We start from the raw sequence: 20,006 nt of genomic DNA, 5'->3' as shown, positions 1-20,006 counted from the left end.
TCTCAGTGTGCTCTGGGGAAAGTCAAAATAAACTCAGTACCTACGCCCACTTCACTCTCCACGAACACCTGCGCCCCGTGTCCCTCTAAAATCTTATGAGTCACAGCTAGACCAAGGCCTGTGCCTTTGGGCTTTGTCGTATGGAAAGGTTCAAACATCTTCTTGCGTGTCGCCTCACTCATGCCACACCCGGCATCACGAATGCGCACACGCACCTCTTTGTCAGTGACCAGAGCCTTCACCGCAATCTGCGGTTTCTGAGAATCATTCATAGCCTGATAGGAATTGATGATGATGTTCAGGAATGCCTGTTTCAATTTGTCCCGGCGGCCCAGGATCTTCAACCCAGCCTCGTACTCGCGCACCTGTTCAACATCGGCGCGAACCTGGGCATTGAGTTTCATCGAATCCAGCACTTCCGTAAGCAGCGAAGAAAGGTCCACCGCATCTGTTGGCGGCACTTCCGGACGGGCATAATCCAGGAATTCGGTGATCAAATTGTTCAAGCGGTCAATTTCACGCAAAACGATTTTCATCAGTTTGCGGTCATCGTCGTTGTTCACCGTCTGGGTCAAAAGCTCGATACTGCCACTGATACCCGCCAGCGGGTTGCGAATTTCATGGGCAATCCCCGCGGCCAAACCACCAACGGCCGCCAGCTTTTCATTTTGTCTGGCAGCATATTCAAGCTGGCGAATCTTGGTCAGGTCATCAAACAAGCCAATAGACAGATGCGCTTTCAACTCGGGACTATAGATCTTTGACAAGGTCATACCCAGAATCTTGGCGTTGGCTTCATTTTGAGGAGTGTACTTCACATCCCCTTTGAACAATCCTTCAGACCTGCGGGTTTCCGGGAACAGTTCGTACCAGTTCAAAGTGGAAAGATCGGAATACCCCAGGATCTCGGCCGCCGATGAATTGGCTTTCACCACTTCGCCGGATTCAGTGAAAGACACCATCCCGGTCGGGATGTTTTCAACCAGAACCTCGTTCAGCTCCTGAGCCGAACGAAGGCTGGCGCCTGTTTCCGAAAGCTCTTTCCCGACTGTTTGCAGCTGCTCACTCAGGTACCCGGAAAGACCCGCCACCGAGAAGAACGCAATGTTGTTCAAAGCCAGCAGGAAGAAGAAATTCAACGCCTTCATCTCTGGCGAGAACAGCGCCGCCACCGTAAAGAAGATGCTTGTGAACAGGGCCAGTGTCACCGCCCCCACACCCCGGCAGGCAATCCCCGCCAGCAGGATATTCACCAGGTGCAGGAACAAAAACAGCGACTGATTAATTCCGGAGTAATAGATCAAAAAAGAAATCAGCAGGGAGTCAACGACGAAGCCCGCGAACAACAGCCACGGACTTTTCAGCAGGCGGTCCCACATCGAGAACCACACCACATGCGCGCCAAAGGCCACACTCAGGATCGCGTAAAACGGTCCCAGAATCTGCCAGTTAATGAAACCTTCCTGAAACACACTGGAAACCGCACTGATCAGCAAAATCAACGCAAAAAGGCTGACGCGGGTAAATTCCACCGTCAGCCCCTGATTTTTACTGTTCTGCAAAGCAAAACTTAAACGCATCTATTGAACCACATCCGCCATGTTGAAGATCGGAAGATACATCGCCACAACCAGAACCGCGATGATACCACCCAGAACAACCATCAATAATGGCTCCAGCAATGAGGTCATCGCTTTCACGGCAGTTTCAACTTCATCTTCATAGAAGTCCGCAATTTTACCCAGCATGATATCCATTGTACCGGACTGCTCCCCGATAGAGATCATCTGAACCACCATCTCGGGGAAGGCTTTTTCCTTCGCCAGCGGGGACGCAAAGGTACGACCCGCAGTGACGGACTCTTTACAGCGAAGCAGGGACTGCTCAATCACCACGTTACCCGCGGTCTTCGCCGAAATCTCAATCGCCTCGATCAAACCCACACCTGAGGACAACAACGTCGACAATGTGCGTGTCAAACGCGCGATCGCGGATTTTTGCACCACTTCACCAAACACCGGCGCTTTCATGATAAAACGGTCAAAGGCGTCTTTACCACCCTCGGTTTTCAGCCACTGCATCAATGCCATCGGGCCGATCACCATCACACCCAGGTACAGATACCAGTTGTTGATCATCGAGTTACTCAAGTTCACCACCATCAAGGTCAGCATTGGTGGCTCTTTACCGGAACCAGCGAAGAATTCCATGAACTTCGGAATGATGAATACCAAAATACCGGCGATCACGATCATCGCCACGACGATGATAACCATCGGATACACCAAGGCGCCTTTCACCTGGGCCTTGATTTTTTCGGATTTTTCCATGTAACTGGCCAGACGCTGCAGAATCCCGTCAAGGATACCGGCTTCTTCCCCGGCCTGGATCATATTCACATACAACTTATCAAATACGTTTGGCACCTGCGCCATCGAGTCCGCCAGGCGACGACCGCCCTCGATCGACGTTTTCACCTGGGCCGAGGCCTCTTTCAGAAGACCCGGACGCAAACCTTCAGACAGGATTTTCAAAGAATCCACCACCGGGATACCGGCGTTGATCAAAGTTGCAAACTGACGCGTGAAAATCTGCAGATCCTTACCTTTGACCGTCGGAGCAAACAAACTGGGAGTTTTTCCCGCCGAAGCGCGGGAAGCCCCGAAGGCCACCACTCGCACTGGCAGAAGCTGCTGGGCGCGCAGACGGATGATGGCTTCCTGCTGGGAAGCGGCTTCGATCTCGCCCTGAACCATTTGGCCAGAGGCATTCTTGGCCTGATACTGGAATTTTGCCATCTTAGATACCTACCTTCTTAAGAAGCTGATCGAGGTTGTCCGGGTCGCGGGACACTTCAAACGCGGTTTTCAAGTCCACACGACGACGAATCAGATGTTGCAGCAAAGATTGATTCAAAGTCAGAATGCCGGAGTTTTCCGGAGCCTGAGTCAAAAGATTCTCCAAAGATTTCAGATCCTGATCTTCAATCAGACCCCGCACCTGAGGCTTCATCAAAAGAACCTCATGAGCAAAGATCTTCTCACCACTCAGACCTGCCACCGGATACTGACCGGAAGCCATCGTCAGCACTTCCGCCAGACGAGGGGCGCCGTGTTCGCCAAAGCGCTCGCCCAAAGTGGACAGCGCACGGCGAAGAGCATTGGTCACAGACGGAGCCTTCATGGAGTAAATCACGAAGACACCCTGTTCGGCCAAAGACAACGCCTCCAGCAAAGACTCTTCGTCGTTAAAGCCGTCATAGACAACCATATCAACACCCGCCATCAGACTTTCTTTTTCTTCCGGACGGGCAAATTCACCACTGTGATACAGATAACAGGATTTGGATTCACGCACCTGCGGGAACGCCTTGCGCGAAAACACCACACCCAGGAAAGATTTTTCATCAGAAATTTTCTGCAGGATTCGGTGCAATGCCCACACCTGCCCGGCTTCACCCGGACCGGACAACAACACCAGTCCCTTCATGCGCAGGCAGGCTTCCAGCAAAGAAGGCGGCAGGGCCACTTCCTGCTTTCCACCGTCCAGATCCATGTCCAAAACAGCCTTCATGGTGCTGTCTTGCTGAAAGAACGAAAAACCGATGCGCAAAGTGTCCAGAGCCGCTTCCCCTTGAACCACACCCGTGGTTTCAAGCACCGCTTTTTGCTGGGTGCTGAGCAGGCTTTGCTGCAAAAGATTCCATTCCGTCATCAGCGCTGGCGTTGCGCGCAGACTTGTCCAGCCCGAGGCCAGACGAGCACGCGGCTCACTTCCGACAACAAACAAAAATTCTTCCGCTTTCTTGGCTTTAGCCTGCAAAAGGAGTTCGGTCAGACTCATTAGGTGTCCTTCACTGATGCGTTGAGCACTTCTTCAATAGTTGTTACGCCACGTTTTAACTTTAACAGCGCACTTCGGCGCAGAGTTCTCATCCCCTGTTCACGGGCCAGGAAACGAAGCTGACCGGTGGAGGCACCCTTCAAGATGGCCTCTTTCATTTTCTCGGTCATGGCCAGCAACTCGTAAATCGCCAGACGGCCTTTGATGCCGGTGTTGTTGCAGTTGGCGCAACCTTTTCCTCGCATCAATTTATAGTCCCCGATTTCAGCTTGCGGCACGCCCAGATTCAGCAGCGTTTGCGCCGGCACTTCCACAGGCGCTTTGCAGGACTCGCAGACTTTACCGACCAGACGCTGAGCCACGATCAGATTCACAGTCGAAGTGATAATGTACGGAGCCACACCCATCTCGGTCAGACGAATGACCGTTCCAGGTGCATCGTTGGTATGCAGGGTGCTTACGACCAAGTGACCTGTGGAGGCCGCTTTAAACGCGATCTCGGCGGTTTCAAGGTCACGAATCTCCCCCACCATCACAACATCCGGATCCTGACGCAGGAAGGACTTCAGGGCGCTGGAGAAATTCAAATCAATATCCGGGTTCATCTGAACCTGGTTGATACCTTCCAAGTTGAACTCCACCGGATCTTCCGCGGTGGAGATGTTCACGTCCGGCTGATTCAGCTCCGCCAAGGCGGAATAAATCGTGGTGGTTTTACCCGAACCCGTCGGACCCGTGATCAGAACCATGCCTTGGGGCAAATTGATGGTGGCTTTGAACAGTTTCAAATCGTCTTCTTCAAAACCCAGCTTGGTCATATCCAGCTGCAGGTTTGATTTATCCAAAAGACGCAAAACAACTTTTTCACCCCAAAGAGTCGGCAGTACGCTGACACGGAAGTCCATCTCTTTGGCCTTGGTGCGCACTTTCAAACGACCATCCTGCGGACGACGTTTTTCGGCGATATCAAGTTTGGACATGATCTTAATACGAGAGGCAATTGCCGCCGCCGTACCTGCCGGAGGTGCTGTAGCTTCCACCAAGTTCCCGTCGATACGGAAACGCACGCGGTACTTTTTTTCGTAAGGTTCAAAGTGAATATCCGATACTTTTTTGCGGATCGCATCGGCCAGGATCGAGTTCACGAACTTGATGATCGGCGCGTCTTCAGACCCACCGTCCTGATCGATGACTTCTGTTGCAGGACCGGCACTGAGGATAAAGTCATCCTCATCACCCACCCCCATGGTGTTCAAAGACTTGGTGCTGATGCTGCCGCCATAGTATTTTTCAATACCGGACATGATGGCACTTTCAGTCCCCACCACCGCTTGGATGCGGCAACGAGTGATGAAACGCAAATCTTCTTTGACTATAATATTAGAAGGATCAGCAAAAGCGACAACCAGGGTGTTCCCGGCTTTCTGCAAAGGGATCAATGTGTTTTTCTCACACACATCTTTGGGAATCATTGCAATGACAGTTGCATCGATTTCAAACGTGTTGACCTCGACCCCTGGAACCGCGAAGTGTTTTTCAACAGCGCGAAGGATCTGATTGTCTTTTAAGTACCCGAGTTGAATGATGGAATTCGTCAGCTTCTGCCCAGTTTTTTTCTGCTCTTCCATGGCCAACGCCAATTGGTCAGGCTTGAGCAAACCTTGCTTGACTAGAATTTCCCCGATTTTGAGTGAAGACATTAGGACTCCCCTGGACTCACTTTACTCCAGGGTGCCATTTTTTGTAACTAGACCGAGGATGAGTTTTGTTTCAAAAAGCGGGTCCAGCTTTCGCGAATATCCTCATGACTCAAATTATGATCCGGACGCAGACGTTCCAACCACAGCCGGGTCAGTGCTTCAGCCACCAACACCGGATGCAGCACACGCAGCTCTGCTTTTTCAGCTTCTTCCAGCAAAAGATTTTGCAGCGGCAGCAGATTCAGGTCCAGGGCGTAACCCGTGCCCTTCATATAGTTAAAATAAGACAGGTCTGTCAGCAACGCCTGCTGGCCTGACAAATCCACAGTGTTCACCACGATGCCAGCACTCACCGCCTGCATCGTCAGTTCGTCAATGGGCAGAATATGAAAACGAATCCCCAGGTGAGACCTCATCAACGACTGCTGATGCTCTTCCAGTCCCGCGGATTCTCCGACAAGATAAATATCTGAAATCCCCATCAGCGCCAGAACCGAGGCCACAACACGGGCTTCTTCACCGTGACCGATCACAAAAGCCGGCGTGCGAATATCAAGATCGCGAGCCTCTGAAACCAGCACCATACGCAAAGCCTCATGCAGCAAAATGCGCGGATACCAGGAGCCCTCTTCAGGGAAGAACGAATCCAGAACCTGCACCGCACGCACCTGCGTGGGCAACACTTTCATCTGCGGCAGAATTTCACCGGACAACGAGGAGGCCACTTTGACCGCGGCGGCTCCTTGAAAAACCTCAGCAGAAAAATCACTCACGGTCTCGAACTGCCAGTCCCAGCCTTTTTCGCCGGCAAGGGTCTGCATAAAACGCATGAACTGTCCGGGCGTGCCATCAGCACGAATCTCACGAATGAGGATGCTCATCAAAATACTTTCTGGCTTCGGCCATGTCGTTTTGAATCTGGTTTTTCAGTTCTTCGATGCCCGAGAACTTCTTTTCGTCGCGCAGAAACTTTAACAGATACACTTCCACCTCGATGCCATAAAGCTGGGCATCGAAGTCAAACAGATGAGTTTCAATTTTCACCGGGCCCTTGCCACTTTCGTGGAAAGTCGGATTCACACCGATGTTGGTGATCGAAGGATGCATGTGCGCGCCGATTTTGGTCAACGTGCAGTACACTCCCTGGCGCGGGATAAACTCGACATCCGGATGCACATTGGCGGTGGGAACCCCGATCGTGCGTCCGCGCTGAAAACCTTTTTCAACGTGGCCGCGCAGATAGTATGTGCGCGCCAGAAGGTCATTGGCCTTTTGCACTTCGCCGTTTTTTAAGTGTTCACGGATGCGGGTGGACGACACCACCGCGCCTTCATACTGGAACGGCGGAATGATGATCAGACGAATGCCTTTTTCGGCACAGTACTTTTCCAGAAACGGAATGTTCCCGGCGCGGTCGGCGCCAAAGTTGAAATCATGCCCCACCACCAGAGTCTTGGGATTGAGCTGCTTGAGCACATAACTGTCCAAAAATTCCTGCGGGGTGACCTTGGCAAAATCCCGGGTGAATTCCTCGATAATGACGTTTTCAATGCCGCGTTTTTCAAACTGCTCCTGCTGGTCTTTCAGGTCAAAAAGGCGATAAGTGGCCCTTTCAGGATGAAGAACCTTCACGGGGTGAGGATGGAAAGTATACACAACCGACGGGACCCCGAAATACTGGGCCTCGCGCACGACATTTTCAATAAGCTGCTGGTGGCCCAGATGGACCCCGTCAAAATTCCCTATAGTGACGACAGAAGCCGCCAAAGGAGCGCTCAGTTGTTTGGCACCTTGATAAACCTGCATATTTTTCAATATACCTGTTTCTACGCCTCCCGGTAAGAGCTTTTAATCGTTGAATTTTTCAATAAATTTGCTATGTTGCGACGCGTGCAAAAGGGCCTCATTCCTCACCTCTTATACCGACTCGAAGTCCTGCTTCGATTCTTCTCCCGTCGCCGGGGTTTTTGGCTGCGTTGCCTTTTGTGCTGGCTTATTGGTTGCCTGGCTTTATCCAATGATGAAATCACGTCCTACGACCAGCGATTCCAACTGCGCGGAGACCAAAAGACCTCCCCGCAGATCGTTCTGATCACCATCAAACAATCAGATTTTGCGATGATCTATGATGCCCGGACAAACTTCCTCGACAATATGAGCGAAGTCACCGACATCACCGACAGCTTCTTCTGGAACAAACCCCTGTGGTCCGAACTGCTTTTGCGCATCCTGCGCCAGAACCCCCAGTCGGTGGGTGTGACCCTGTACTTTGGCGACAACATCGGCACCGTTCGCATGACCCCGGAAGATCAGCGCATCTTCCTGGATCCGCGCATCGTGTGGGCCTCGACCACGAATTCCCTGGAGCGCATCCTGACCCCGGTCTTTACCAACCGCGATCACAACAATCTGGGAAGCAATGAACTTCGCCGAGACGAAGACGGCGTGGTCCGTCGTGTGTTCCCGCAACGAGCCGAAATGCCTCACCTGGTGGAAAAAATCACGGGCAAAAAGTTCCCAACCCAACTGGCAGGACTGGCGATCAACTATCGTGGGTCCGCCCGGGTGTTTAAGCAGTACTCGTTAAGCGAAATCATCTATGACGAACTTCCGGCCAATGCGTTCACTGATAAAATTATTCTGATCGGTGCCGAGACCTCATCGGCTCCGGTGTACATGACCCCAATGGGGACGCTGTCACGCACCGAGATTCTGGCTCATATCACTGACACCGTTTTGGGCGACAAATGGATCAAACGCTTAAGCTTTGTGTGGTATGCCGCCGGGTTCTTTGTGCTGATGCTGATGGCGGTCTTTGTGATCACGACTTATCCACAGTCGGTGGCGCTGTTCTTTATTCTGTGGATCGGAACACTGCTGGCAGCCCTGTCCGCCTGGGTCTTTGACACGTTCTATTTCTGGTCCCCGGCGTTTTCTCCGTTCGTCCTGCTGGCCACAAGCTGGATCATCTTCATCGGTTATCAGGCCACCAAGATTGAACGCCAGAACTTCCATTTGCAGCAGGAACAGGAATATCTGGCACAGCTGGAACAGTTGAAAAACAACTTCGTCAGTCTGATTTCCCATGACCTGAAAACCCCGATTGCAAAAATCCAGGCCATCGTGGACCGTCTGTTGACCCAGCATTCCCAGGATGCGGAACTGGGTCAGGACCTGAAGTCCCTGCGCCTGTTCAGTGATGAACTGAATCGTTATATCCAGTCCATTCTGAAGGTTCTGCGCGTGGAGTCCCGCGACTTCAAAATCAACAAAGAGGTCGCAGACATCAACGAGATCATCGAAGAGGCCCTGCAGCACCTGCGCCCGCTGGCCCGCGAAAGAGGTATCCAGATTCACACGGCGCTGGAGCCGATGTTCTCTGTGGAATTTGACACCACCCTTTTGAAAGAGGTTGTGATCAATCTGATTGAAAATGCGATCAAGTACACGCCCAGCGGCGGACAGATCGAAGTGATCTCGCACGAATCTGAAGAGTACGTGCATGTCCTGGTGAAGGACACCGGGGAAGGGATCAAACCCGAAGACATGGAAAAGGTCTGGGGCAAATTCACGCGCGGTTCCGATCAGGATCTGCGCACCAAGGGAACCGGCCTTGGACTTTATCTGGTTAAATATTTTATTGAACTCCATGGCGGCAAAGTGACGATGGAAAGTAAAGTGGGCCTTGGGACCACTGTTGCCTTCACCCTGCCGCTGGATGCTGAAGAAGACGAGGTGTTAGTATGACCAATAAGCTCCACACACTGATTGTTGATGACGAGGCCGAACTGCGCCGCTCGGTGATTTCCATCCTGAAATCCACCATGCCCGAAATTGAATTCACCATCGAAGAAGCGGCCACAGGCAAAGAAGCCCTGGACAAAGTGAAACAACAGCAGTGGGATCTGGTACTGATGGATGTCAAGATGCCGGAGATGAACGGCCTTGAAGCCCTGACAGCCATCAAAGAACACGATCCACGCACCTTCGTGGTTTTGATGACGGCTCACTCCAACCTTCATGACGCTGTTGTGGCGATCAAAGAAGGCGCTTACGACTACGTCGAAAAGCCAGTGCAGCCGCAACAACTGGCCGAAATCGTGCGTAAAAGTCTTGAGGCCCGTGATCTGATCTCCTCTTTGGCGATGTCCAATCCGGTTTTTGATGACGACATCGAATCCGAGATCGTGGGTGGTTCTTCCAAAATGAAAGAGGTCTTCAACCTGATCTACCGTCTGTGCAAAGTCGACACGACGGTTCTGGTGCGTGGTGAAAACGGGACAGGCAAAGAGCTGGTGGCCCGCGCGATTCATTTCAACTCCCCTCGAAAATCCGGCGCCTTTGTTGCCATCAACTGTGGTGCTATTCCGGAAAACCTGATGGAAAGTGAATTGTTTGGTCACGAAAAAGGTGCTTTCACCGGCGCGGTGGAACGCAAGATCGGCAAATTCCAGCTGGCCAACAACGGCACTTTGTTCCTGGATGAAATTGGCGAGCTTCGCCCGGACATGCAGGTGAAACTTCTGCGCGTTTTGCAAGAGCGCAAGTTCACCCCGGTGGGCAGCAATCGCGAAGTCAAAACCACGACGCGTATTATTGCCGCCACCAACCGCAACCTGGAAAAGATGATGGAAGAAGGCGAATTCCGCGAAGACTTGTTCTATCGCCTGAACGTGATGCCGATCTTCCTGCCGCCTTTGCGTGAGCGCGCTGACGACATCGAAGCACTGGCTGGAAACTTTATTAAGAAATTCTCAAAGCAACACGGCCGCCAGATCACAGCGATCACTCCCGAAGCTTTGGATATGCTGAAGTCCTACCGCTGGCCGGGGAATATCCGCGAGCTTGAAAACATCATTGAACGTTCTTTCATCGTGGAAAACAGCCACCAGATCACGGTGGATTCCTTACCGGACTCTATCAAACTGACGCCGAAAGATGGCGCTGATAAAACGGCAAGTGTTGGTTATTCCGGCCCGCTGGATTTCGACGCCTTCAAAGAAGAGATGGAAAAGGAATTTATCGTCAGTGCCCTGAAGGCCAACAACGGCCGTATCAATCAGACCGTGGCGCAGGCGAATATTCCGAAGAACACCCTGCTGCGCAAGATCCGCAAGTACGGCATCAATGTGAAGGAATACACTAACGAAGAATAAACCCGGCGGTGCGAAGGACTTCCTCTGCCGGGATGTCCTTCATGCACACATGGGTTTTGATCGGACAGACCTTGTGGCCATGCTTGCCGCAAGGTCGACAGCGCAGGTCCTCTTTCTGGACGACATAAGATTGTGCTGACCACGGGCGATAGCCAAATTCCAAAATCGTCGGACCAAACACCGCAATCAAAGGTGTTTCACACACCGCTGCCAAATGCGTGGAAGCGCTGTCGTTTCCAACTAACAAAGCCGCGCGGGCAATCAACTGAGCGGACTCGATGATCTTGGTTTTTCCAGCCAATGACGCCGACCCCGGAATGCCCGCCGCCACTCGTTCTGACAGGGTTTCTTCCCCAGGACCACCCATCACATAGACTTCATAGCCTTGTTCTTTCAGAGCCTTGCCCACGCCGATAAAGCCCTCTTCTGTCCAGCGCTTGGTTGCCCACACGCTGCCCGGGAAGATCAAAACGGCTTTGCCGTCTTCAAACCCCTGAAGATTGAACTTGGTTTTTAACTGCTGAAACAATTCCGAATGCGCCAGCACTTTTTCGCGCTGACTCATGGACGCCCACTCTGGAGGCGCTGGCAAAAGTCCATGCGCCGCCGGCAAATAAGGTTTTGCCCGGGTGACATAGTCTTCGATGTTCTTTTTCAATTCAGGATCAAACGGCGCCAAAAGACTAAGCTGTCTCATCGCATCCGGCAGACGCACGTCGCGTTTTACCCGGGTTTGGAATGCCAGAAAGCTCCAGGCGTTTTTATAAGAGATTTTATGAGCGGCCTTGATCTGCGCGCAGAACAAAACCGTGCGCATGGATTCATGCGGCGAAATCAAATGATCCACAGTTTCAGATCGCAGGGATTCAATGATACGGGCATAGGTGTCTTTCTTGCCCTTTTCGATTTCATAGACGTGATCAACGATACCGGCTTTGACAAAGAAGTCGCCCAGCCCTTTACGGCAAACCAGTCCCAGCTTGTGGTCAGGCCACAACGCCCGGCATTTTTTAAGGAGCGGGATTGAGAGCAGTAGATCGCCCAGAAAGGCGGTTTGCACAACAAGATTCAAGGGCATCAATAACTTCCTCTAACGAGACCTGATCGTAGCACATAATGGCCTTTTCACAAGTCCTCTTCCAGCACGGACTGCAGGGGCTTTTTGTCAAAAGCTTAAAACCTCTGTCATAGATGTCGATCTCGTGAGCACAAGTCGGACCAAACCAGGCCACCACTTGTTTTTTCTGCGAAATCGCCATGTGCATTCCCAGACTGTCCCCGGTCACCACCACGTCACAGGCCGCAACACTGATCAAACCATCGCGAAGCCCGGATTCAGTTTCCGAAGAAATCACGGAATAGCCCTGCTGAATCAGTCCATTGCGAATAGTGTCTTCAGGCCCACCCAGCAGCACGATTTCCGCATACGGAAACTTCGCCTGAATGCGCTCGATCAACAGTCGATGATAATCCACGGACAATTTTTTATAAGGAATCACGGGGCTGCAACCGGTGTTAAGCCCGATCACAAGCGACTTGTTATTTTCAGCCAGCCACGCCTCTTTCCGGCGGCGGGCTTCCCGGTCTTCGCTTTCGGTCAACGGCAGCCAGTAGTCATCGCGCTGGTATTCACCCAACTCAAGAGCTTCAATCATCAGTTGTGTTTCCGGCTTTTGATTCACAAAGAATTTCTTGTGATTGTCCAAACCCAGCTCCCACAGCTCCTGAGCGGCTTCGGTCGCCGGCACAATGGCGCCATTGGAGCTTTGAACAGTGAATCCATAGATCTGATCGACTTGAGTGCGCTTCACCACCCCACAAGCCTTCAGGGACTTATCAATAACAAAGCCCACTTCAAACTCCAAAGTGGCCAGTTGCAGCAAGTCCGCCTCGCTGGTGGTCAGAACACGATCGATCGCTGGATGATTTTTTAGCAGATGATGAGCTGGCGCATCGGTCACCCACGTAATCATGGATCCCGGGTACTTTCTTTTGATGGCCTTCAGCAAACTGGTACTGCGAACCACGGCTCCCAAAGCGCCCAGATGAACAATCAACAAAGAACACGTCGGCACATCTTTTTGCGCACAGGAATCGTCGCACACCGAATTTTTGGAGCAGGGTTTGTAACCGGAAAAGTGTCTGCAATTGATCATCGCCATTTCCTTATTCTATGTCAGTTGCCCACGGATGGCGCAGATCCAGACAGGGATTTCAGGACCTTTGTATTGTTGAAAGCAGTCCGAAATATTCCGATAAGCCCTCGAATGAGAATCGAGAAAGAACCCCTGCAACTTCCTGCCCTGCAAATGCAGCCCTCCGCTGACGGCGGAAGCTTTACGGTTCTTTCCACGCGCAAAAGCTATCGCCTGAATCCCTTGCAGTACTCGTATCTGGATGTGCTTAAAAACGGTAGTTCCATCGAAGGCATGGTGCAATTCTTTCTGGGACAGGGCTGGCTGGTCAGCTTTCGCGAATTGTCTGCCTTGCTGGAATTCCTGCTTCAGGAAGGCCTTTTGCAAAACCCAAATATTCAGGCTTACTTCAACCGCGCCCAGCAGGCCATGCACGAACAAGGCCACTTAAGCGGCCAAGGCCAGCAAGTCGCATCACTCAACCCTTCGCAACTGCCCTTCTTCCGCTCTTTGGATCCGGCTTTGGCGCAACACCTGTTGCAAAGCTCTGAACGCTTTCAGGTCCCTGCCAACATCAAAGTCATTCAATCCGGAAAGACCGACCGCGATCTTTTCATTCTTCTAAAAGGTCAGGCCGGAATTTATCGTGTGTTTGGAAATCAACAGCGCCAAATGGTGGCAGGCCTGAATTCCGGTGCCCTGTTTGGTGAAAGCGGATTCCTGTTAAATCAGCCGCGCACCGCTGACGTGATCACTCTGGCCCCCAGTGAAATTCTGCGCGTTCGTCATCTGCCAGAATTTGATCAGTTAATAAAAAGCGATAAGGCGCAAAGCCTGCAACAGCGTTTCTGGATCCTGCAAGCCCTGCAGTCATCTAATGTATTTAAGAATTTGCCCGGTGATTGCCTGGACAGCTTGATCTTCTCAGGACGCCTGGTAAAGGCCCCGGCCCATCATAGGCTGTTCACCGAAGGCCAACCCGCCAACACCTGCTACATCGTCGTCCAAGGAAGCGTTGTGATCAGCCAACAAGGACGTAATATCAACGTCATGGCTCAAGGAGCTTGCTTCGGCGAGATTTCCTTATTAATGAGCGGCGGCCAAAGAACCGCGACGGCGACAACCCAACAAGAAACCATCCTGCTGGAAATCCAGCAAAACAACTTCTATCAAGTTCTGTCTCAGAATCTATTCTTAGCAAAAGAAATAGAAACCCTGGCGGCCCAAAGACTCGAAGCGGACCGCAAACGCTAATTACTTGCCGGGTTTAATTTCTACGACTTCAGAAACCAATGTTCCGATTTTGATTTTGGATTCAATTCTCAAGATATACTTGCGATCATCATCCGACAACCAGATGAAATTGTCCCCGATCGGGTTCAATTTGCCTTTGAGAGTGATTTTAGGCTGAACCACGATGGCTTTAATGGGTCCCAGCTTGGTGTTCAGGACTTCACGGCGCAGGGCTTTTCCGGAAAACACAAGATTCTCGTTGTCGTTACCGACGCGGAAGGAATACTCTTTGCCCGTTTCCCATTTGAAATTTCGCATATAGTAAATCGCGCTGTAAACGTTTTGGGTGTACGGCAGAATTTCCCAGTTCTGCTTTTTCTCTTCTTCGCCGTGGTCCTTGGTCACCTTCTTTTCCCAGAAGGTCGCCGTGTTTTTCTCGACATCAAAGAGCATCTTGGCTTCACGCAACTGACCGGATTCCTTCACGTGCAATTGAAACACACGCGGCACCAGGTCTTCGTAATCGACAAAGGTCTCTACACGGTCTTCAACGCTATAGAAGGAACTGAACAGAGGACTGGTGCGGATTTCCACCGCGAAAGTGTAGGACTTGCGGTTGTTGACCATGGCAAAGGGCTCCACTTTCATGCGAAGCTCCCCGGCAGAGACTTTGAAATAATGCACGTCGTGCACCACTTCTTCACCCACGCGGAAAGGGTCATTCACCGGACGGCGACCGTTGAACCCTTCTGAATCTTCGATATCAGGCTGACGCACCGGGGCCTGTGCCGTCGCGGCTTCTGTTTTGGCAGCAGACTTGGATGCCTTGGAGGGAGCTTTTACTGCGGGAGCAACGGCTGTTTTTTCCGACGCCTTCACAGGCGCTTTGGCAGCGGTCTTGTCAGTTGTTTGAGTGGAACTTTTGGCTGTTGTTTTGGCCGTGGATTTCGTAGCTGGTTGGGAAGCAGCTTTGGTGTCTTTGCCTGCTTGGGCCGGCTCTGCAGGCGCTGTCTCTGGTGGGCTTTCCGACTGCGGCTTTACAATCGTCACCGCTCCTTCGAACTCCTCGTTTTTTTTCAGCTGGTCAGCTTTTTCGTACTTCAAAAATGAAGTCGAACAGGAAACCAAAAGCAAAGAAACGAATACGCCAAGAAGCATTTTAAAGTTCACCGGAAATCCTTCCACCGTCGATGCACCCACATCCATTGTTCCGGGTGCTTTCTGACGATCTCTTCCAACTTGTCGCAATAGCTTTGTGTCAGATTGAGAGTCGTCTGGTCTTTATCATCAGTCACACAGGAAGCCGTGTCCATCGCTGGCTCGACAACCACATGAAGTTTTTTATCTTCCCCCTCGTAGGTATAGATGGGAAGAACCGGGGCTTTGGTTTTTTGCACAAACAGAGCTAGACCATAGGCTGTGCCCGTCTTTTTCCCGAAGAAGGAGGTCTCAATCCCAAAGGGACGCCCCATAAACTGATCCAGAACAAAGACCACCGCCGAATTCTTTTTCAACGCCTTCAAAATCTCAAAAGCATTGTTCGGTGCGTGGGCATCGATATACTGCACACCCTTGGCTCCGCGAATAGAAAACCACAGATCATCAAACCATTTCGTTTTAAATCTTTTCGTGATCAGGTTCACACTCTGCCCGTTTAGGACAATCGTGTTACAGGCCAGATCCCCGTTCCCCAAATGCAAAGTCAGGAAAAACATTCCTTTCCCTGCAGCCCGGGCATTTTCAACATGCTCCCAGCCGTGAAACACCACATTCTTGGCGATCCATTCAGGCGTCACAGACGGAATGAAAAAGAATTCAGCAAAGTTATAACCCAGCTGATACACAGATTCGCGACCGACGGCTTTTCGTTGCTGGTCGGTCCACTCGGGGAAAGCCAGTTTCAAATTATCCAGAACGATTTTTTTGCGAAAACCAAAGACATCAAACCACAAAAAGCCCACCCAGGACCCGGACTTGCGCAACCAACGGCGCGGCACCAGGGAACTGATAAAGACCATCAAATTAACGAAGAACTTGAGTAATAATCTCATGAAGGCGTCCCTTCCTGCCTGACTCTGCAACTTCCAACGAAGTGCTCCACAGGATGGCGGTATCATTGAACAACTGACGGAGCTTCACTGCATCCTTGCCGGTGGTGACAAGATAGTCCGCCTGGGATTTCTTAAACGCATTTTCGATATTCTTCACATCGTCGGCGGTGTACTGATGATGATCGCGGAAATGCAGGCTTTGGTTTGAAACCTCGCCGATTTCTCTCATCATTTTTTCAAAAACATCCGGCCGTGCAATCGCAGACACCAGGAAAAGTTTTTTGCCTTTCAGCTCGTCCCGATGAAGCACTTGGCCGGTCTTGACGTTCTGGCACTGCTGAATCTCGTAGCCGAAATAAAGGACTTCCTTATTCTTCGGAAGCCGCGCCTCCAGGGCCTTCAACTCATCTTCGGGCGCCAGATTGCACTTGGAAAGAATTAACACATCCGCGCGTTCAATCCCGGCCCAGGATTCACGAGCCCGGCCTTCGGGAAGGACTTCATAGTTAGAAAGACTTTCCGTCGCATCCAGAATCACGATATTCAAATCCCGATGCAGGCGACGGTGTTGAAAACCATCGTCCACAATCAACAGGTCATATTTATGTTTTTCCACGGCATAACGGGCCGTGCGCCACTTGCTGGGGCCGACATAGACAGACACCTGCGGGTTGGCTTGTGCGAGCAACACGGGTTCATCGCCGAAATATCTTGCGGCAAAAGGATGATCCACATCCACCAGACATGGAGCCGAAGCATCCGCGCGGTAAGATCGGCTGATCACCGCCACTTTTTTGCCGTCAGCCACCAGGGACTTCAGACAAAAATCCGTGATCGGAGTCTTACCCGTTCCACCCACCGTCAGATTTCCAATACTGACCACCGGCACCGGAGCTTTAAACACCCCGAAAACACCGCGGTCGTAGAGGTTGTTTTTCACCCCTACGACTTGATCATACAAAAATGACAATGGACGAAGATAGGCTCTCATCAGACGAAGTACTCTTCCAGGGCTTTCACCACGCGCTGGGTGGCCCCTTTGTCGCCGAGATACTGACGAACCTGCCCGAGATCAGAAACCACAGAGTCATGGTACTTTTTATCCAGAACATAGCGCTCCAGCTCGGCTGCCAAATTTTCAGCAGTGACTTCGCTTTGGAACAGCTCTGGCACCGCTTCTTTGTTCAGAATCAGATTCACCAGACCAAAATACTTGGTCCCACGAACGAAGAGTTTGGCAAACACGCCGGTCAACCACTTCATCTTGTACATGATGACCATCGGTTTTTTCAGAAGCCCCACTTGCAGGGTCGCAGTTCCTGAAGCCACCAGCATCATGTCCACCAGATGAATCATTCTGAACGGTTCATCCTTCAACAACATATAAGGCAGTCGGAAGTTTTCGAGACGGTCCTGCATGTACTCTTTAGTAAAGGTCGGCGCGGTCAGAATCAAAACTTTCAGATTCGGGAACTTTTTGGAAAGAATGCGAGCTGCATCCAACTGAATGTCCAGATGCTGCTTCACTTCCAGACGACGGCTGCCCGGCATCAAACCCAGCACAATTTCGCTGTCCCGAATACCACACTGATTGCGGTGGTTCTTGCGATACTCCAAATCGTCAATCAGGCGCTCGTCCAATTCATCCAAAAGCGGATGACCGACGAACTCCACCGGCACGCCGTGCTCTTCATAGAAAGGCACTTCAAACGGGAACAGAACGAATACTTTTTTACAGTATTTCTTGATGGTCTTCACACGGCCTTTGCGCCATGCCCACACCTGCGGAGAAATGTAGTAAACCACCGGAATACCCAAGGCGTGCAGTTTTTTCGCCAGCATCAGGTTGAATTCCGGATAGTCCATCACGATCGCCACCTTCGGACGGCGCTTTTCAGCTTCCGCCACCAGGCTGTCAAAAACACTTTTCAGGTGGGAATACGCACTGATGATCTCAGCGGCACCGACAACGGCCATCTCTTCAGATTTGCCAAGGCGTTCAAAGCCGATGTCTTCCATATCCTGGCTGCCCACACCGAAAGCATGGACTTTGCGGCCCTGGGCCTTCCAGGCTTCCAGAATTCTTTGGGCATAGGTCACACTGGAGGCTTCCGCCGCCACAATCAGAACCTGATCCATCAGCCCTCAATCATTCTCTGCACGTCTTCGATGGCTTTCAGGGCTTTCAACCCGTCAAGACCTGTGACGACAGGTTGTTTGTCATTCAATACACAGTCGATGAAAGCGTCGGTTTCTCTTTGCAAAGCATCGGCTTTTTCCACGCTCCATTTGGTGACTGTCAAAAACTCATCACCACCAGGACCCGGAACCACTTTTTCAAGTTCCAATGTCCCTGTCTGGGCCCACAGCGTGCAATCATCCTGCAGCACGCGGATAGATCGCTGAGCCACCGGTGATACACGACTGACGTTGATCATCACCTGCATGCCATTCTTCATTTTGAATGACACAGAGGCGGTATCCAGCTCTTTGGAAATAAGCTTGGTGCCCGTTCCTGTCATGGATTCAATTTCAGAACCCGTCAGCCAGAACAACAGATCCATATCGTGGATCATCAGATCGTGCAGAACGCTGACATCGGAACCGCGCTTGTTATAAGGAGCCATGCGGTTTAATTCGATGAATTTGGGATTCTTCAGATGCTTTTGCAGATCGTTGATTGCCGGGTTGAATCTTTCGATGTGCCCCACTGCCACTTTCACGTTCTTTTTCGCCGCCAGCGCCAATAGTTCTTCCGCTTGCGGAACCGTGGCGGTGATTGGCTTTTCAACGTTCACATGAACGCCGTTTTCCACGAACATCTTTGCCAGTTCAAAGTGACTCAGAGTGCTCGCCGCGATCGTCACCAGATCCACATGACCGATCAAATCCTGTGGTTTGTGGAAGCTTTTTACCCCCAACTCCATCGCGATTTTGTCGGCCTGAGCCGGGAAGTGATCACACACCCCGACCAGTTCCACGTTCGGATTGTTTTTGTATTTCTGGGCGTGGAATTTACCGAGGTAACCCACCCCGACAACCGCGCCACGAAGTTTCTTACTCATCGTCCTGCCATCCTTTAGGGCTTCTGTCCACGGCAATACCGCGCTTGGAAGAGCGAATGAAGTTCACGAAGTACTCGATGTTCGGGCTCATCGTGCACTCATTCAGGATGCGCTCGATGCCTTCTTCCACGGTGTGAGAACCCATGATGATGATACGGATGGCTTTGTGCACGTTTGCGATTTCTTCACGCGAGAAACCTTTACGCGCCAGACCGATTTTGTTGGTCGCGCGGATTGTCGCGTAAGTGCCCTGAGCACGGCAGAACGGCAGGATGTCCTTGTTCACGATGGAAGAACCGGCCACGAAAGCACCGCGCCCCACTTTGGTGAACTGATTGAAAGCGCACACGCCCCCGATGGTCACACCGTCTTCGATTTCACAGTGTCCGCCCAAGTGGGAGTTGTTGGCGATGGTCACATTGTTGCCGACTTTGCAGTCATGCCCGATGTGCGTATAGGCCATGAAGTAACCGTTATTGCCGATTTCCGTTTTGCCGTCCCCTTTGCTGGTCGCAAGGTTGGCGGTGGAGAATTCACGGAATGTATTGTTGTTACCGATAATCAATTTGGTTGGTTCACCTTTGTAGGAAAGGTCCTGAGGAGCCCCTCCGATAACAGCACCGGGACAGAAATGATTGTTTTCGCCGATTTCGATGATGCCGTGACGGGAACCCAGTGTCACATGACCTTCGACGAATGTGCCTTTGCCAATAAAACCTTTGCCTTGAATCAAGCAGTAAGGGCCGATTTCAACGTCGTCGGCGATATGGATGTCTGGAGAAATAACACTGCTTGGATGAATTTTATAATTTGCCATGAACTT

The 20,006-nt window shown here is 51.4% G+C and carries 17 protein-coding genes; 3 read left to right on the top strand and 14 right to left on the bottom strand.

Translation table 11 applies throughout. The features are described 5' to 3' along the window. Nucleotides 1–2: 2 nt before the first annotated feature. Genes BD_RS06855 through BD_RS06830 form a run of 6 tightly spaced genes read right to left on the bottom strand, consistent with a single transcriptional unit; the run spans nt 3 to nt 7,349 of the window. Nucleotides 3–1,580, bottom strand: a complete 1,578-nt coding sequence (locus BD_RS06855; RefSeq protein WP_011163994.1) for a two-component system sensor histidine kinase NtrB — start codon at nt 1,578–1,580, stop codon at nt 3–5. Then, entirely contained in the window at nt 1,581–2,798 is a 1,218-nt protein-coding gene (locus BD_RS06850) for a type II secretion system F family protein (protein ID WP_011163993.1), read from the bottom strand. 1 nt (nt 2,799) lies between these two features. Further along, nucleotides 2,800–3,843 carry a twitching motility protein PilT gene (locus tag BD_RS06845; RefSeq protein WP_011163992.1) on the bottom strand — a complete coding sequence of 348 codons (1,044 nt, stop codon included), beginning with the start codon at nt 3,841–3,843 and terminating at the stop codon, nt 2,800–2,802. Further along, nucleotides 3,843–5,543 carry a type IV-A pilus assembly ATPase PilB gene (pilB, locus tag BD_RS06840; RefSeq protein WP_011163991.1) on the bottom strand — a complete coding sequence of 567 codons (1,701 nt, stop codon included), beginning with the start codon at nt 5,541–5,543 and terminating at the stop codon, nt 3,843–3,845. Before pilB ends, BD_RS06845 begins: the two co-directional genes overlap by 1 nt. Before the next feature lie 47 nt (nt 5,544–5,590). Continuing rightward, complete coding sequence (locus BD_RS06835) at nt 5,591–6,424, bottom strand: hypothetical protein (RefSeq protein ID WP_011163990.1); 834 nt, start codon at nt 6,422–6,424, stop codon at nt 5,591–5,593. Then, entirely contained in the window at nt 6,405–7,349 is a 945-nt protein-coding gene (locus tag BD_RS06830) for a bifunctional riboflavin kinase/FAD synthetase (RefSeq protein ID WP_011163989.1), read from the bottom strand. The genes BD_RS06835 and BD_RS06830 overlap by 20 nt, the downstream gene beginning before the upstream one ends. 177 nt (nt 7,350–7,526) lie before the next feature. On the opposite strand from BD_RS06830, the gene BD_RS06825 reads away from it, so the two are divergent. Then, nucleotides 7,527–9,290, top strand: a complete 1,764-nt coding sequence (locus tag BD_RS06825) for a sensor histidine kinase (RefSeq protein WP_038448848.1) — start codon at nt 7,527–7,529, stop codon at nt 9,288–9,290. Beyond that, a complete protein-coding gene (locus BD_RS06820; RefSeq protein ID WP_011163987.1) occupies nt 9,287–10,699 on the top strand; it encodes a sigma-54-dependent transcriptional regulator in 1,413 nt (470 codons plus the stop codon). The genes BD_RS06825 and BD_RS06820 overlap by 4 nt, the downstream gene beginning before the upstream one ends. On the opposite strand, the gene BD_RS06815 is transcribed toward BD_RS06820, so the two are convergent. Together BD_RS06815 and BD_RS06810 are read right to left on the bottom strand one after the other, a co-directional pair. Then, the gene (locus BD_RS06815) at nt 10,686–11,696 is read right to left on the bottom strand and encodes a glycosyltransferase family 9 protein (RefSeq protein WP_231839307.1); all 1,011 of its coding nucleotides are present in this window, start codon (nt 11,694–11,696) and stop codon (nt 10,686–10,688) included. The two genes, BD_RS06820 and BD_RS06815, sit on opposite strands and share 14 nt — an antisense overlap. A gap of 13 nt (nt 11,697–11,709) precedes the next feature. Then, nucleotides 11,710–12,855, bottom strand: a complete 1,146-nt coding sequence (locus BD_RS06810) for a glycosyltransferase family 9 protein (protein ID WP_011163985.1) — start codon at nt 12,853–12,855, stop codon at nt 11,710–11,712. Between the two features lie 111 nt (nt 12,856–12,966). Here BD_RS06810 and BD_RS18165 point away from each other — a divergent pair, with 111 nt between their 5' ends. Continuing rightward, the gene (locus tag BD_RS18165; protein WP_050792904.1) at nt 12,967–14,088 is read left to right on the top strand and encodes a cyclic nucleotide-binding domain-containing protein; all 1,122 of its coding nucleotides are present in this window, start codon (nt 12,967–12,969) and stop codon (nt 14,086–14,088) included. Here the strand turns inward: BD_RS18165 and BD_RS06800 are convergent, their stop codons facing one another. From BD_RS06800 to lpxA, 6 genes are read right to left on the bottom strand one after another with little or no spacing between them, the layout of a single operon-like run. Then, complete coding sequence (locus BD_RS06800) at nt 14,089–15,273, bottom strand: DUF3108 domain-containing protein (protein ID WP_041583510.1); 1,185 nt, start codon at nt 15,271–15,273, stop codon at nt 14,089–14,091. Next, complete coding sequence (locus tag BD_RS06795; protein ID WP_011163982.1) at nt 15,234–16,118, bottom strand: lysophospholipid acyltransferase family protein; 885 nt, start codon at nt 16,116–16,118, stop codon at nt 15,234–15,236. The genes BD_RS06800 and BD_RS06795 overlap by 40 nt, the downstream gene beginning before the upstream one ends. Beyond that, complete coding sequence (lpxK, locus tag BD_RS06790; protein ID WP_011163981.1) at nt 16,090–17,109, bottom strand: tetraacyldisaccharide 4'-kinase; 1,020 nt, start codon at nt 17,107–17,109, stop codon at nt 16,090–16,092. The genes BD_RS06795 and lpxK overlap by 29 nt, the downstream gene beginning before the upstream one ends. Further along, complete coding sequence (gene lpxB / locus BD_RS06785; protein ID WP_011163980.1) at nt 17,109–18,257, bottom strand: lipid-A-disaccharide synthase; 1,149 nt, start codon at nt 18,255–18,257, stop codon at nt 17,109–17,111. Before lpxB ends, lpxK begins: the two co-directional genes overlap by 1 nt. After that, entirely contained in the window at nt 18,257–19,183 is a 927-nt protein-coding gene (locus BD_RS06780; RefSeq protein WP_011163979.1) for a Gfo/Idh/MocA family protein, read from the bottom strand. Before BD_RS06780 ends, lpxB begins: the two co-directional genes overlap by 1 nt. Continuing rightward, complete coding sequence (gene lpxA / locus BD_RS06775; RefSeq protein ID WP_011163978.1) at nt 19,176–20,000, bottom strand: acyl-ACP--UDP-N-acetylglucosamine O-acyltransferase; 825 nt, start codon at nt 19,998–20,000, stop codon at nt 19,176–19,178. The genes BD_RS06780 and lpxA overlap by 8 nt, the downstream gene beginning before the upstream one ends. Between the last annotated feature and the right edge of the window lie 6 nt (nt 20,001–20,006).

The organism is Bdellovibrio bacteriovorus HD100 (assembly GCF_000196175.1).
Taxonomy (GTDB): domain Bacteria; phylum Bdellovibrionota; class Bdellovibrionia; order Bdellovibrionales; family Bdellovibrionaceae; genus Bdellovibrio; species Bdellovibrio bacteriovorus.
This window is presented reverse-complemented; position numbering and strand designations above follow the sequence as displayed.

What these genes read in the sequence shown, in the direction of transcription:
- lpxA (WP_011163978.1), bottom strand. Translation starts at nt 20,000, where the DNA reads ATGGCAAATTATAAAATTCATCCAAGCAGTGTTATTTCTCCAGACATC.
- BD_RS06850 (WP_011163993.1), bottom strand. Translation starts at nt 2,798, where the DNA reads ATGGCAAAATTCCAGTATCAGGCCAAGAATGCCTCTGGCCAAATGGTT.
- lpxK (WP_011163981.1), bottom strand. Translation starts at nt 17,109, where the DNA reads ATGAGAGCCTATCTTCGTCCATTGTCATTTTTGTATGATCAAGTCGTA.
- BD_RS06855 (WP_011163994.1), bottom strand. Translation starts at nt 1,580, where the DNA reads ATGCGTTTAAGTTTTGCTTTGCAGAACAGTAAAAATCAGGGGCTGACG.
- BD_RS06830 (WP_011163989.1), bottom strand. Translation starts at nt 7,349, where the DNA reads ATGCAGGTTTATCAAGGTGCCAAACAACTGAGCGCTCCTTTGGCGGCT.
- BD_RS06820 (WP_011163987.1), top strand. Translation starts at nt 9,287, where the DNA reads ATGACCAATAAGCTCCACACACTGATTGTTGATGACGAGGCCGAACTG.
- lpxB (WP_011163980.1), bottom strand. Translation starts at nt 18,257, where the DNA reads ATGGATCAGGTTCTGATTGTGGCGGCGGAAGCCTCCAGTGTGACCTAT.
- BD_RS06780 (WP_011163979.1), bottom strand. Translation starts at nt 19,183, where the DNA reads ATGAGTAAGAAACTTCGTGGCGCGGTTGTCGGGGTGGGTTACCTCGGT.
- BD_RS06800 (WP_041583510.1), bottom strand. Translation starts at nt 15,273, where the DNA reads ATGGATGTGGGTGCATCGACGGTGGAAGGATTTCCGGTGAACTTTAAA.
- BD_RS18165 (WP_050792904.1), top strand. Translation starts at nt 12,967, where the DNA reads ATGAGAATCGAGAAAGAACCCCTGCAACTTCCTGCCCTGCAAATGCAG.
- pilB (WP_011163991.1), bottom strand. Translation starts at nt 5,543, where the DNA reads ATGTCTTCACTCAAAATCGGGGAAATTCTAGTCAAGCAAGGTTTGCTC.
- BD_RS06795 (WP_011163982.1), bottom strand. Translation starts at nt 16,118, where the DNA reads ATGAGATTATTACTCAAGTTCTTCGTTAATTTGATGGTCTTTATCAGT.
- BD_RS06835 (WP_011163990.1), bottom strand. Translation starts at nt 6,424, where the DNA reads ATGAGCATCCTCATTCGTGAGATTCGTGCTGATGGCACGCCCGGACAG.
- BD_RS06845 (WP_011163992.1), bottom strand. Translation starts at nt 3,843, where the DNA reads ATGAGTCTGACCGAACTCCTTTTGCAGGCTAAAGCCAAGAAAGCGGAA.
- BD_RS06810 (WP_011163985.1), bottom strand. Translation starts at nt 12,855, where the DNA reads ATGATCAATTGCAGACACTTTTCCGGTTACAAACCCTGCTCCAAAAAT.